Source organism: Bradyrhizobium sp. 195 (assembly GCF_023101665.1).
Classification (GTDB): Bacteria; Pseudomonadota; Alphaproteobacteria; order Rhizobiales; family Xanthobacteraceae; genus Bradyrhizobium.
Genome location: NZ_CP082162.1, coordinates 513,388 through 525,541, shown reverse-complemented (window position 1 = coordinate 525,541; position 12,154 = coordinate 513,388). Strand labels below are relative to the sequence as shown.

At 60.2% G+C, this 12,154-nt stretch carries 14 protein-coding genes and 1 pseudogene; 8 read left to right on the top strand and 7 right to left on the bottom strand.

The window, feature by feature from the left end:
* The first annotated feature begins 579 nt into the window (after window positions 1-579).
* Together IVB26_RS41340 and IVB26_RS41335 are read left to right on the top strand one after the other, a co-directional pair.
* Entirely contained in the window at window positions 580-891 is a 312-nt protein-coding gene (locus IVB26_RS41340; protein WP_018273795.1) for a DUF736 domain-containing protein, read from the top strand.
* A 61-nt stretch (window positions 892-952) separates the two neighbouring features.
* Window positions 953-1,096, top strand: coding sequence for a hypothetical protein (locus IVB26_RS41335; protein WP_247973599.1), 144 nt, complete (start codon window positions 953-955; stop codon window positions 1,094-1,096).
* 11 nt (window positions 1,097-1,107) lie between these two features.
* On the opposite strand, the gene IVB26_RS41330 is transcribed toward IVB26_RS41335, so the two are convergent.
* Window positions 1,108-1,413: an HU family DNA-binding protein gene (locus IVB26_RS41330; protein WP_247973926.1), complete on the bottom strand. Its 306-nt coding sequence runs from the start codon at window positions 1,411-1,413 to the stop codon at window positions 1,108-1,110.
* Window positions 1,414-2,246: 833 nt separating this feature from the next.
* Here IVB26_RS41330 and IVB26_RS41325 point away from each other — a divergent pair.
* From IVB26_RS41325 to IVB26_RS41300, 6 genes and pseudogenes are all read left to right on the top strand, one after another.
* Window positions 2,247-3,008, top strand: coding sequence for a ParA family protein (locus tag IVB26_RS41325; RefSeq protein ID WP_247973598.1), 762 nt, complete (start codon window positions 2,247-2,249; stop codon window positions 3,006-3,008).
* Window positions 2,998-3,978 carry a ParB/RepB/Spo0J family partition protein gene (locus tag IVB26_RS41320; protein ID WP_247973597.1) on the top strand — a complete coding sequence of 327 codons (981 nt, stop codon included), beginning with the start codon at window positions 2,998-3,000 and terminating at the stop codon, window positions 3,976-3,978. The genes IVB26_RS41325 and IVB26_RS41320 overlap by 11 nt, the downstream gene beginning before the upstream one ends.
* A gap of 616 nt (window positions 3,979-4,594) precedes the next feature.
* A complete protein-coding gene (gene mobC, locus IVB26_RS41315; RefSeq protein ID WP_247973596.1) occupies window positions 4,595-4,921 on the top strand; it encodes a plasmid mobilization relaxosome protein MobC in 327 nt (108 codons plus the stop codon).
* Window positions 4,918-5,994 (top strand): relaxase/mobilization nuclease domain-containing protein, encoded by a 1,077-nt coding sequence (locus IVB26_RS41310; protein ID WP_247973595.1) that lies wholly within the window; start codon window positions 4,918-4,920, stop codon window positions 5,992-5,994. Before mobC ends, IVB26_RS41310 begins: the two co-directional genes overlap by 4 nt.
* A 328-nt stretch (window positions 5,995-6,322) precedes the next feature.
* A pseudogene (locus tag IVB26_RS41305) lies at window positions 6,323-6,513 on the top strand (hypothetical protein); the annotation flags it as partial.
* 141 nt (window positions 6,514-6,654) lie between these two features.
* Window positions 6,655-6,873, top strand: coding sequence for a hypothetical protein (locus IVB26_RS41300; protein WP_247973594.1), 219 nt, complete (start codon window positions 6,655-6,657; stop codon window positions 6,871-6,873).
* 274 nt (window positions 6,874-7,147) lie between these two features.
* Here the strand turns inward: IVB26_RS41300 and IVB26_RS41295 are convergent, their stop codons facing one another.
* From IVB26_RS41295 to IVB26_RS41275, 6 genes are all read right to left on the bottom strand, one after another.
* Window positions 7,148-7,663 carry a YybH family protein gene (locus IVB26_RS41295; RefSeq protein ID WP_247973593.1) on the bottom strand — a complete coding sequence of 172 codons (516 nt, stop codon included), beginning with the start codon at window positions 7,661-7,663 and terminating at the stop codon, window positions 7,148-7,150.
* Between the two features lie 830 nt (window positions 7,664-8,493).
* Window positions 8,494-8,628 (bottom strand): hypothetical protein, encoded by a 135-nt coding sequence (locus IVB26_RS43080; protein ID WP_256468930.1) that lies wholly within the window; start codon window positions 8,626-8,628, stop codon window positions 8,494-8,496.
* Between the two features lie 462 nt (window positions 8,629-9,090).
* The gene (locus IVB26_RS41290) at window positions 9,091-10,332 is read right to left on the bottom strand and encodes an MFS transporter (protein WP_247973592.1); all 1,242 of its coding nucleotides are present in this window, start codon (window positions 10,330-10,332) and stop codon (window positions 9,091-9,093) included.
* A gap of 30 nt (window positions 10,333-10,362) precedes the next feature.
* Window positions 10,363-10,599 (bottom strand): tautomerase family protein, encoded by a 237-nt coding sequence (locus IVB26_RS41285; protein ID WP_247973591.1) that lies wholly within the window; start codon window positions 10,597-10,599, stop codon window positions 10,363-10,365.
* A 15-nt stretch (window positions 10,600-10,614) separates the two neighbouring features.
* Window positions 10,615-11,325: an SDR family NAD(P)-dependent oxidoreductase gene (locus IVB26_RS41280; RefSeq protein ID WP_247973590.1), complete on the bottom strand. Its 711-nt coding sequence runs from the start codon at window positions 11,323-11,325 to the stop codon at window positions 10,615-10,617.
* Between the two features lie 134 nt (window positions 11,326-11,459).
* Complete coding sequence (locus tag IVB26_RS41275; RefSeq protein ID WP_247973589.1) at window positions 11,460-12,113, bottom strand: cysteine hydrolase family protein; 654 nt, start codon at window positions 12,111-12,113, stop codon at window positions 11,460-11,462.
* Window positions 12,114-12,154 lie beyond the last annotated feature (41 nt).

Below are 12,154 nucleotides of genomic sequence, written 5' to 3'. Positions count from 1 at the left end.
TCGTCCCGGACTCGGCGGCCGGCACGTCCACCGACGCTAGCATCTGTTTCACGCCTCGCGGCGTGTCGGTCGCACGGATGCGGAGGACCGGGTTGCATCCGCATGGCGAGAACGTGGGCAGCCTCGTTATCGATCTTGCGATGGCCGCTTCGACAGGTCCGCCGACGTTGCTGACAGCGATAGTTTCCCTGGTAGGTGATGACCCGGCTCTTATGTGGCCTGCTTACGGTGAACGACGTTCCACTGCGACGCTCGTTGCCTTGATCCGAATGGCGCATAGGGCCGTCTGTCTTCATTCCATGTGTTTTCGCGACGGGCGCACCCATCTGCGTCCTCGATAGAGGCTGGTCTGACCGAAGGGCGATCCCGCTTTGCGGGCTCTCGATCTTATCCCTGCAACGCCCGTCCTCGACTTTCTTCCCCTGGCGCTGCGCGCCATTCCTCGCGGTCCAAGAAAGTCGCTGCCGGCCGCCCTCCATTTCATTTCGGCCCTTTGGGTGCAAGTCGATCGCCTCCGGTCTCACGACCGCCATCGAGGTCGCGATAGGCGCGGCCCGAGAAAACCAAGGGAATGAGACAATGGCTACCATCGGCACCTTCACCTCCACGGGCAACGGCTTCTCCGGCGCCATCAAGACGCTCAACCTCAACGTCAAGGCCAAGCTGATCCGCGTCGAGAATCCTTCCGATAAGGGACCGCACTTCCGCATCTACTCGGGCAACGTCGAGTTGGGTGCGGCCTGGCAGAAGACCGCGAAGGACACCGAGCGCGACTACCTCTCCGTCAAGCTGGACGATCCGAGCTTCCCCGCTCCGATCTACGCCACCCTGACCGAGGTCGAAGGTGCGGAAGGCCTCCAGCTGATCTGGTCCCGGCCGAACCGGGACTGAAGCTCAGCCAGTGGGCTCCGCCGCACGGCGGGGCCTGCTTCCTTCGACCGGAGATGCGATCATGACCATCGACATCATTGAAGAATTGCGCGCCGAGCTGCGCGACTGCGTATTCACGCCGGCGGAACGCAAGGCGCTCGAAATCGAACTCGCCGAACTCATCCGCCAACGCCACGAGGCGCTCGCAGCCGAGGAGGGGGCATAAGCCCCCTCGTGTTACGATGCACCCTCGTTAGGGGCCGCCCCTCCGTTCAGAGCATCTTTCATGGCTTTGGCAGGCGTGAAAGTCAGCTTCCTGGAAGCTGCGATCGCAATCGTTGCGCCGGTCGACGGATTGCGGCCCTCACGAGCGGGGCTATCCTTGACCTTGAACTTGCCGAACCCGGGAAGGCTCGTCTCGGCTCCGCTTGCGGCCGCATCAGCGATCGCCTTGAACACGCCATCGACGATCGTTTTCGCCTGAGCCTTTGTCAGCTCGTTCTCGGCTGCAATCTTTTCGGCAATCTCATTGGTAGTCGTCATGGGACGGGCTCCGTCTTGTTTCGATTTTGCTCGTCTGACATTAAGGCCTTGGAACTGATAGAGCCGGCATCGCAGGCGGAGCCGTAATCCCCGAACCGCCGCATATTGCGCGCGGCATCGATGCGGTGCAGATGAAGCGGATTTGGTTCCGATTTCGGCATGGGCGGATTCTTGCTTCTCTCGCAAGCTCCGTCCAATGAGTATCGTGAATCGGACTGGGCAGATCGATTCATCTTCGATCGGTCAATTGCGCCGGAAATTGACTCCACCCTTGCCGGATTAAATCTTTCCTCAACGGCGACTTCGCTGTCAGGATGCCCGTTGCGATGCCTGGCTTGCAATTGCGCCGGTCTTTATCGCAACAGCCGGCAGTGGTCGAGCTTGAACCGACGGTACGACTCTCGCTCGCGGTAGGCAGAATGTATTCTCATCGATGCACATAGCCGTCGCATAGAAGAATTCGTATCCAGGGGTCCACTCTTGCAGCAGGGACGCTTGGGCGAGCCCCTTAGGGGACGGCTCTACTCGCGCCGCGCTGCGACGCTCCCGGAGCCCGCAAGCGGTCTCCGCGCATTCGCGTGACGATCCTCTCGCGGCCGTGTCGACAGCGGTGGTCCAGCAACGAGCACGATCTCAGCCGCCCTAGCCAGAATTTGCTCCTCCCGATGGTTATGGACCGACCTGACTCTTCTGGCAGGGGATTCGCCGGATGAATTTCGGGATCGTTCCGGTGATCGGATTCGCGATCGTCTGTTGGTTCAAACCAACATCTCCCACGACATGATGGACGAAGATATGCCCCCCGCGCCGTTAGACCCGTTTCGGACCTCAAGATGAAGACCATTGTCATCAACAATCAAAAGGGCGGGGTCGGCAAGACGACGCTTGCTGTGCATTTGGCTTGGTTCATGGCGGAAGCGAATCTCCGCGTTCTCGTGATCGACGTTGATGCGCAGAGCAATGCGTCGGACACGCTGAGGAAATATGCCGGTTCAACATTAGCCGCGGATTTGTTCAAGCCGGGGATCCGGATCGCACCTCGAGAGGACGAAGGCTTAACGCTAGCGCCGGCCGATAGCTCGCTGACTGATCTCGATCGCAGCAATGCCGCTGCCATAACGACTCTGCAAGAAAACCTCGCCATTGCGTCGGATCAGTTCGATGCCTGCGTCATCGATACACCGCCATCGCTTGGATTGCGCAGTGTCGGGTGTTTGGTTGCGGCGTCGCACGTGCTGGCTCCCATCTATCTGGAAGACTATTCGATCAAGGGCGTCAAAGGGCTGATGCAAACTGTGATCGGCGTGCAGAGGCGCTATGGCCGCCAGGATACGAAGTTCCTCGGGTTGCTGCCTTCGAACTTCAACACGAAGTCGCCCCGCCAAAGGACGCATCTTGAACAACTATTGCGGGAGGCCGGCAAATATGTGTTCCCGGGTCAGATCGTTGCAAGGGACGGCTACGCTGAGGCCGTGGCGGAACGCCTGCCGGTCTGGAAGTTGAAGCGCCGCTCTGCGCAGGAAGCTGGTCGCGAAATCCGTGACGTTCTCGCCAAGATCGTCGCGCAGATGAACGAGACGGCACATGGCGCTTGATCTTAGCTTTAAGCAGCTCATCGACGCCGCGGAAGAAGTGGCTGCCCCTACCGGGCAGCCGATTTCCATCCCCATCAATCAAGTTGACGAAGATCCGGATCAGCCCCGCCGCAGCTTCGACGAACAGAAGCTCGAGGAGCTTGCGGAATCGGTCCTTCAGCATGGCGTGCTGCAACCGATTGTGCTGCGGCAAGGGACCGACGAAGGCCGGTACGTGATCGTCATGGGCGCGAGGCGGTATCGTGCTGCCAAGCGCGCCGGCCTCCGCGACATCCCGGCTTTCATTCATGCCGTTGGTTCTGCGGATCGCTACGTTCAGATGATCGAGAATATCCAGCGCGAAGACCTCAATGCCCCCGAAATTGCGGCATTCATCGCGGACCGCTTGGAGCAGGGTGACAACCAAGCGGACATCTCGCGCAAGCTCGGCAAGCCTAGGGACTGGGTGTCTCGCTACGCCTCGGTCCAGAGCATGCCGGAATTCCTCCGGTCGAAGCTTGCCGGCTCATCAATCCGCGCTGTGTATGAACTCTACCAGGCTTGGCGCGAGCAGCCCAACACCGTCGAGACCTTATGCGCAGCGCAGGAGAGCTTCACCAACGCACATGCCCGTCAGCTGGCACGCAAAATTCGCAGCGAAGTTGGTGGCTCCCATGCTGATGGTGAAGGTGCCGCTGGAGCTCAATCGGCACGAGGCCCGATCGCACCGCAAGTAGCATTGCGACCCATAGAGAGAGACCGTGTAACGGCGGCCGCGGAGAAGGGCTCCAAGTCTTCCGTCCATCGAAATGAGCGAATGAGTTCGTCAGTGACGATCAGAGTGCGCCATCAAAATCGCGCCGGCTGTCTTCTCGTCGATCGGCTCGCGTCTCAAGGCTCACGCCATGCCGTGCTATTGGTCGATGGCGCAGAAGAAGCGGAAGAGGTGCCGGCATCGACCATCACGATCGAAGAGATCATTTTCGCATGAAGCTGGCCTTAGACTGTCTCCTCAGAAAAACTGCTGCGCTTGGTACGCCGGCGGAGCGGATTTCCCATCCGAAGGATGGCGCGTTAGCGCAGCAGCCGGAGGCCGAACGCGCCCCCCACAGCGCTGTAGAGAGGCCGGAGGCTGCTGGAAAGCCGCGGTCCACATGCTCGGTGCCAATGTTGCCGATCTCTACGCGCGGTGTTCGTGGAGTAGAAGCACTGAGGGCGACGGCTGCGTCATTCCCAGAGGAAGTCCCCGCATCGATCGTCGGCTGGGTTGCATCTCGCCTGCAGCAACACCCGAGCTTTGATTGCCGAGCCTGTTGGTCTGGACCAACATGGAGGGGGTGGAAGGATTCGCACTTTCTAGTGCAGGATAGGCTTCGCACCAGCGATGTATTACATCGCGATTGGGATTGGAGAGCATGGCTTTGATCTCGCTTCGTGTCTCCGATGAAGTCGCGGCGGAGTTCTCAGTTCTTGCAGCGACCCAGGGCGGCAAATCCGCGATGCTGCGGCGTCTCATTGCTGATGCACTAGCCGCACCAGCGCCCCGCATCTTGGCGTTGCCTGTCGGACGGCCGGAAAAGGTGACAGTGCGATTTCGCGAGAGCGAGATGCGGCAGCTCGCGGAAGCTTCACATCAGCGCGGCATGACCCGCACAGGCTGGATTGTTGCGCTGGTGCGCTCACGATTGGCGTCGCCCGTGCAGCATTCCCCGAACGAGCATGAGGCGCTCCGTGCGATCATTCGCGAGCTCAACCGGATTGGCGGCAACATCAATCAGATCGCGCGTGCCGTAAACACCAGCGTGCTGCAGAGCAGCGCGGTTGAGCCCGATCTATCCGCAATTCAAGAGGCCAAATTGGTCATTGAAAGAGAGCTCGCGCAATTGCGTAGCGCGCTGCACGGCAATGCCGACTATTGGAATGGACAGTCATGAGCCGGCGCAAACCGCCGCGGCCGACAGACCTGGCCTCCGGGCTTCCGCCGATCTCTTATGTCTGGGAAACGCCCAATCGGCGCCCGCGGCGGGCCGAGTGGGACATCCCAGATCCGGCCGCTCCCGGCCGCCTGACCCCGGCGATGCGTGCGAAGCTCGAACGCATCGTGCGCCGAGCACCAGAGGTGATGGTCAAGATCACCGGCCGCACCAAGGACGTGGCGCATCTCAAGTCACACCTGGCATACATCACGCGAAACGGCGAGCTCGATGCGGAAACAGAGCAGGGCACGTCGCTGACGGGTCGTGCCGGATTGAAAGACCTGCAGCAACGCTGGGAGGATGATGCCGGTCTCGACGACAAGCGCCGCCGCGATGGATCGCTTTCGATCAACATCATTCTGTCAATGCCGGCTGGCACCGATGCGGTCGGCGTTAAGGATTCGGCTCGTGCACTTGCCGTCGAGACGTTTGGCGATAATTACGATTACGTCTTTGTGCAGCACCTCGACGACAAGCATCCCCACGTGCACTTGACCGTCCGCTCACTCGGCCATGACGGCAAGCGCCTCAACCCCCGCAAGGCGGATCTTCAGGCATGGCGAGAGCGATTTGCCGGTGAACTCCGGCTTCGCGGGATCGCGGCTGAGGCAACGCCGCGGCGCACCCGTGGACGGGTTCGAAAGGCCGATCGCGGGGCGGTCCTCGCTTTGCGCAAGCGAAGAATCACGCCCGATGTTGATCGGCTCGCTCGTAAGGAGGTGCTTTCCGAGGTGAGGGGTGGCAACGCTGCCAAGCATCCTTGGGACGAACAGATTAAGTCCCGTCAGGACGTGATCCGGCGTCGATATCTCGATTATGCCGCCGAGCTACAGCGCTGTGAGGCGCGAGCAGATCACGCGCTCGCGCGCGAGATACGGCAATTCGTCGGCGATATGCCTACGATCGAAACCCGCCGGCATGTGCTGAAGAACGAGCCTTCCGCGCTGGCTAGTAGCCGGCGCCTAGGCGCGAATAAGAGCGTCGATGCCGACAGGCGCGACGAAACACGAGGCGATGAGCGGACGAGATAGGCGGATCTGGTTGTTGCGTTCCACAAAACAATCCAACGCGCGAAGTAAGACGTACAAACGGACGTTTCTTTTCGACAACTGATAAGGATTTGAGAGAAAGCTTATTAGTAAAGGCGAGTTGATGCTCTAGGCAGCACCCGAACTGGTGACAAGCGCATCCGGGTTGTGAAAGTTTTGTACACCAAGTTGGCGTGCGCAGACGCTCTTGCCTGCGGCCGATGTATGCATGGAAGGGCAATCCTGAGAAGGATCAAATCCCGCCCGACCGTCCGGATATCGACCTGGAGAAATGGCAGGAGAGCAACACCCATTAGTCGAGAGCAGTATCATGTATCGTACCCGCGAATACCTTGAGTCCGCCGAGAACTGCGCCCAGCTCGCGGAGCAGGCCCAGACTGCCCCCGCGGCGCGCCGCTATCAGCGCATGGAGGGGCGTGGCGCGCGCTCGCCGAGGAGCAGCAGTGGCTCGACGGGGAAGTGCCGCCAATAGGCAAACCAAATTCATCCGCGCTACATTCACCACGCACAATCGCGCTTCCTGCCACCAGAACTTCAGGCAGCCGACTCCGATTTCAACGTGCGTGAGTAGAGACCGACGCTCAGCCAGGGCAGGAACCATCCCGTTGGGGCAGCTTGGTATCCGAGACGAAAGGATATCATATGTCCACAAAGATACCGATCACAGAAGCCGATACGGGCCATCAAGTCCAGCCACGTCGTCACGATGCCGGGAGCGGCGCGAACGAAACTGCTGATGGATTGGATGCAAGCACCGAAGCGACGCGCCAAGCTGCGGAAGACACGCCATCGGGTGCCATACCGGAAGACATTGAGGTTGTCCCGGTGTTTGACCGCGCAGACTTAGCGCCAAAAATTTAGGTGCACTCATGACGAGGAAAAAGCACGGCATCATTATCGAAACACCGACTGAAGCGCGTCAAGCCGAACCCGGGCCATCAATCCTCGTACTGCTTGTCATCAGCGTAAGTGTCGCGGTCGTCGGTATGGCCGTTGTCTGGTTCGTGTTTTTTCGCACCTAGTGCCGTTGCCTTTAACTCGACTGATCTTCGGTCCTTGGGCCGGACTGCCTCACAATCTGGACCTCCATGACACGACCCGTGACTTCTAACGGACACGTACGCCTACGGGCGGCCTACTTGCCCTCGTTCCATATGTCGGTGGCGAGCTTCCAGTCATTTCCGACCTTTTCCCAAACAACGACGTACTTCCCAGTCACTTCCTGCGGTGTCGGCCCTTTGGTCTTCAGAGCAAACGTGCCGATCTCGCGTGCCGCCGAAGGGCCGAGCGACTTCACGTCAACAGTTGTGAGCTTCGGGTCGCCGATTTGATCCGCCATGCCTTTCCACATCACTTCGATGGCTGCTCGGCCCTGCACCATCGAGGAGCCGGGCGGCATCGCGATCGCATCAGCGCTATAGAGCGAGCCGATACCAGAGAAATCGCCCTTGTTGAAGAATTCAATAAACTTGGTGTTGATCGCCTCAATCTCGGGCTTCTGAGCCAAAGCCGGAGCCGCCAGCGAGACCACGAATACCATCACCAGTACGATGTTGCGCATGATCATCTCCAACTCAATGTACAATTCGATTGCAGCGCGGGTGTTGCCCACAGCGGAGGCGTCGAATGCCACATCCCAGACCGGGTTCAACAAAACAGCAACTCCGGGGAATTACCGTAAGAAATATTGACGAACTGAGTGAGACGTGGCGCCCTCGCCAACTCACTCGGTCCCGGGAGCGACGAGAGTGATTGCTCCTTGCCATGGCGGCCCGCCCGGACGAACTGACGCGCCGTATCGCCAGCGTCGAGATGAGGAGCGAACAGCTTTCCCATCTTGATTGACGTCCGAGTTGGGTCAAAAGGCGACTTGGGGGGAGGGCAGTTCTTGGCGCAAAGCGGACTATTCTGGTCGGCGCACGATCACAAGACGCCCTAGCTAGGTGTTCTTCACCTCTGACGGTATTTGAAACGACGCGGCGCTGGATCGGGTATCGCTTTCTTGTCTACGCAGATGACCCGATCAGTCGATTGACTCCGATAGGTATCGAAATCGCTGGCATTGCGGACAGCTCGAATTTTTCTGTGAATTCAAGGTCAAAAAAATCCGGCGGGTATGCCGCCGGCGTTTGTCCGTCAGAGTGACAAATTGTGCTTGCAGATCAATTACGAAGAGTCGTTTGAAATGATAGAGTGGGAGTAGTGCCGCAGGCAGCTATCGCGTATTCTGGCGTAGCCTTGGCTATGTCTCCCGCCTTCACGGCGGCCGAAGGACAGTGAACAGGTTAGCCTGTTTGGAGCCGATAATCCACACCACCCCTGAATAAGGAGCGAAGCAGCGCATTTGAGCGTACGGAAAGGATGGTCGTTTTCACCGCGGTGCTCAATACATGCTTGGTACGTTAGCAGATCAATCGACCGGAGCTGGTTGCACCCGTGACGTGTGCAGTGCGAACTCCGAGTCTCTCGACCCCCTCGGCTCTAGGCGATCGTCTTCGAATACAGGCTCGGATCGAAGTATTTGCGCGCGGGCGTGAAGTACTCGATGCCGGCCTTGGTCATGAAGAAGTCGGTCGGCTGCTGCAGCCAGTTGGTGACCGTACCGACCGAGTACATCCGCTTACAGTCCTTGGACGTGAAGATGTTCTGGCCTTGAAGGATTTGTTGATGTCCGACAACGGCGTCCGGCTGTAATGACCTTTCTGCAGCTTCTCCTTCGCCTCGTTGCTGTTCGCGATGATGTAGTCGTTGGCATTAGCCCAGCCGCGGATCAGCTTGGCCAGGGCCTCCTTGTTGGATTTATAATAGTCGTTCGGCGGCTCAGTCGCCAATGATGGCGCGTGACCGATATCGAAACCATCGGGGCTGAGGGCGTCAATCTAGGCACGAAGCAGCGCGAAAAGGTCATTGGCACCGGTCTTCACGCGGCAGAGGTTTTGGGGGCGGCGTAATCCAAACCTCCTTCCGGAGCGTCAGTTCGGCAGTTCGAGTAAACGCTCATTTTTGGGGAAGCCAGAATTCCGGGCTTCCGGTTCGAAGGGGAGATCGCAGGTTAATGGCGTTCCGCTTGACCATCTACTATGCTTCCCGTGTGGTGAGCGCGATCGCGAAATCGAGAGCGACGGCCAGCACCACAGCGGCGGCCCCCAACCCGAACAGCACCAGATAGTCTCCGCCAGTCTGTGCATAGATCCAGGAAAAGCCGTAAGCCGCCACAGCCTGGAACAGCGCAAAACTCGTCGTGGCGTGGCTCCATGCCGCCCGCTGCTGTTCGGTCGAGTGCGGGACGAGTTCATGGATGCGTCCGAGCACCAGGGGCACGATGCCGGGCGTGAAGCCGCCGACCACTACGCTCGATACGATCAGCGAAATCGGAGCGGTGCTGACGCTCGGGAGCAGAACGGCAACTGCCTCGATCAGGAACGCTGCGCGCAGCGCCGGACCGAAGCCCGACCGGTCGCCGAGAAGGCCGGTGACGAGCGGGCCGACGATTGCGCCGAGGCCGTACAGCACCCAGTAGCGCGAGCCGGCCGCGATGCCCTGGCCGAGGCCGCGCGCGACGAAATCGACAATGAAGACCATGTGCGGCACCAGGGCCACCGCGTTGAGGCCGTATTGAACCAGCAGAGCGCGGACAGCGGGCGAAGCATGGTCGTGCTTCGAATGATGCGAAGGTGCCGCAGCGGGCTTAGACTCAGCCGGCCAGTTCCACCAGCTCGCGAGCGTCAGCACGGCGGAGAGCACGCCCAGACCATACCAGCTATGCTGCAAGCCCTGCTGGAGCAGCAGCGGCACCAGGGAGCCCGACGCGGCGACGCCGAGCCCGACGCCCGCAAAGATCACGCCGCCGATGATGCCGCGCCGCCCGGGTGAGGTGTGCGGCAGAATGACGGAGGCTGCCAGCACCATGATGACTCCTCCGGTCAGGCCGGACAGCGTCCGCCAGGCAAAAAACCAGGTGAACGAGACTGGTGCCGAGCTGGCGAAGAAGGAGAGTGTTGCGAGCAGCATCATCGCCCTCAGCCCGCAGACTGCGCCGATGTGAGCGGCCACGGTCCTGGCCACTAACGCGCCGGCGAGATAGCCAGCAAGATTGGCAGCTCCGAGATAGACGACGTCGGATGCGCTGAACCACTTCGCGGCGATCAGGGCCGGGATCAGCGGCGTGTAGGAAAACCGGGCGAGGCCAAGTCCAACCAGTGACGCGGACAATCCCGCCACGGCATATCGCCACGTTCGCGTTGTAGTTTGCTGTGATGTCGATCCCGGCCGCGGATGCTGCCGGGTGTCGACGTGTTGCTTCGTATCCGCGTTGGTCATGTCATCCTCCCGCGCACGATGGCCCGCGGATTATCCGGTCTGGGCTGCGCGCCGGCGCCGGAATTCCTGCACGGGGAGGCCGCCCCAGCCCCAGTTATCGATGTCGACTTCTTCGATCACGACGAAGGTGGAATCGAGCGGCTTGCCGAGCACGTTGAGCATGAGCTGGCTCGATCCCTCGATCAGTGCGGCCTTCTCATCCGCCGTGATCGACGCCGTACCCGGCGTTGTTCCCTCGCGGGTCACTTGAATGGTGACGATGGGCATCGTGTTTCTCCGTGCTCAGTGACCGGCGCTCTGGCCGCCGTCGACATGCAGGATCTCGCCGGTCACGAAGGAGGCCCCCTCGAGATAGAGCACGGCCTCAACGATATCGGACATCTCGCCCATGTGGCCGACCGGGTGCAGCGCGCTGAGCTGGGCATGCGTTTCGGCCGGATGCATTGGGGACTTGATGATGCCGGGAGACACGGCGTTCACGCGGATCCCGCGCTTCGCGTATTCGATCGCGAGCGACTTCGTCGCGGCGCTTAACCCGCCCTTGCTGAGCGAAGCCAGCACCGAGGGAACGTTCGAGTTGGCCTGCTCCACGAGGGTCGTCGTGATCTGCACGACATGGCCGGACCGCTGCTTCTCCATCTCGGCGATGGCGAGCTGGGTGATGTTGAAGAAGCCCGCCACGTTGGTGCCCATCACCGCCGCATAGTCCTGGGCGGTGTACTGCGTGAACGGCTTTGCGACGAAGATACCGGCATTGTTCACCAGCGTGTCGACGCGGCCAAACCGGGCGACGGCTTCCGCGACCACGCGTTCGGCCGTGCCCCGCTCGGCGATGTCGCCGGCAACGGCGTGAACCTTATCGTCACCCGACGGCTTAATCGTGCGCGCTGTGGCAACAATCCTGTAGTTGCGGTCGCGAAAACCCTGGACTAAAGCGGCACCGATGCCCTGCGATGCACCGGTGATGATGGCGACCTTCTGTTCGATACCCATGATGGGCTCCTGTAGTTGGCTTTGAGAACCTTCGCCAGCAGCGGCTGGCTTGGGCATTCCAGTTAGGCTCCGATAGCCCGGATGCGAATACATACAGACACCGTTACGCGGCGAACGAACGCCGGATGGGGCCTTTATGCGGACGGATCGAGCGCCGGCGCATGCGTGATTGACAGTGCTTCGACGATCTCCTTCGTGGTCACAATCGCGCTTGCATAATTCGGCAGGTTGATTTCGAGTGCGGCGTGCATCATCTCGTCCGAGTAATCGGCAACCGCATCCTTGACGACTGTGACGTCATATCCGAGCTCCGCGGCGAAACGCACGGTCGCTTCAACGCACGTATGCGCCACCAATCCAATGACGATGAGTTGTTGGATGCCGTGCTTCTTGAGCTGCAGATCCAGATCGGTGTTGGCAAAGCCGCTGGAGCACCAGTGTTCGTCGGCAACGATCTCGCCTGGAGCTGGAACGAATTCAGCGCGGAACTCGCCGCCCCAGGTGTTGAATTCAAAGCTACGGCGTTTCCATGCAGCTCGCTGGATGGGTGCGATGTACTTCCAGGAGGCATAATCCCCGGCACGGTACCGGTGATGCATGGCATAGAAGACGCGAACCTTCGCATCGCGTGCCGCATGCAGGACTTGCTGCATGTGCGGAACACAATTGTTCGCTTCGGCGACGGCTTTGATCCGCGGCCAGATCTTGCCGCCCTCGGAAATGAAGTCGTTGTAAGGGTCGATAACCAGCAGTCCGGTGACGTTCTTGTCGAAGGAAGGGTAAGTCATGGAAGCTCTCCATAGCGGCCGCGCCCTTGCACCGACGCAGC

Coding starts and splice junctions, on each gene's coding strand:
- IVB26_RS41340 (WP_018273795.1), top strand. CDS start 580: ATGGCTACCATCGGCACCTTCACCTCCACGGGCAACGGCTTCTCCGGC.
- IVB26_RS41335 (WP_247973599.1), top strand. CDS start 953: ATGACCATCGACATCATTGAAGAATTGCGCGCCGAGCTGCGCGACTGC.
- IVB26_RS41330 (WP_247973926.1), bottom strand. CDS start 1,413: ATGACGACTACCAATGAGATTGCCGAAAAGATTGCAGCCGAGAACGAG.
- IVB26_RS41325 (WP_247973598.1), top strand. CDS start 2,247: ATGAAGACCATTGTCATCAACAATCAAAAGGGCGGGGTCGGCAAGACG.
- IVB26_RS41320 (WP_247973597.1), top strand. CDS start 2,998: ATGGCGCTTGATCTTAGCTTTAAGCAGCTCATCGACGCCGCGGAAGAA.
- mobC (WP_247973596.1), top strand. CDS start 4,595: ATGCGGCAGCTCGCGGAAGCTTCACATCAGCGCGGCATGACCCGCACA.
- IVB26_RS41310 (WP_247973595.1), top strand. CDS start 4,918: ATGAGCCGGCGCAAACCGCCGCGGCCGACAGACCTGGCCTCCGGGCTT.
- IVB26_RS41300 (WP_247973594.1), top strand. CDS start 6,655: ATGTCCACAAAGATACCGATCACAGAAGCCGATACGGGCCATCAAGTC.
- IVB26_RS43080 (WP_256468930.1), bottom strand. CDS start 8,628: ATGTACTCGGTCGGTACGGTCACCAACTGGCTGCAGCAGCCGACCGAC.
- IVB26_RS41290 (WP_247973592.1), bottom strand. CDS start 10,332: ATGACCAACGCGGATACGAAGCAACACGTCGACACCCGGCAGCATCCG.
- IVB26_RS41285 (WP_247973591.1), bottom strand. CDS start 10,599: ATGCCCATCGTCACCATTCAAGTGACCCGCGAGGGAACAACGCCGGGT.
- IVB26_RS41280 (WP_247973590.1), bottom strand. CDS start 11,325: ATGGGTATCGAACAGAAGGTCGCCATCATCACCGGTGCATCGCAGGGC.
- IVB26_RS41275 (WP_247973589.1), bottom strand. CDS start 12,113: ATGACTTACCCTTCCTTCGACAAGAACGTCACCGGACTGCTGGTTATC.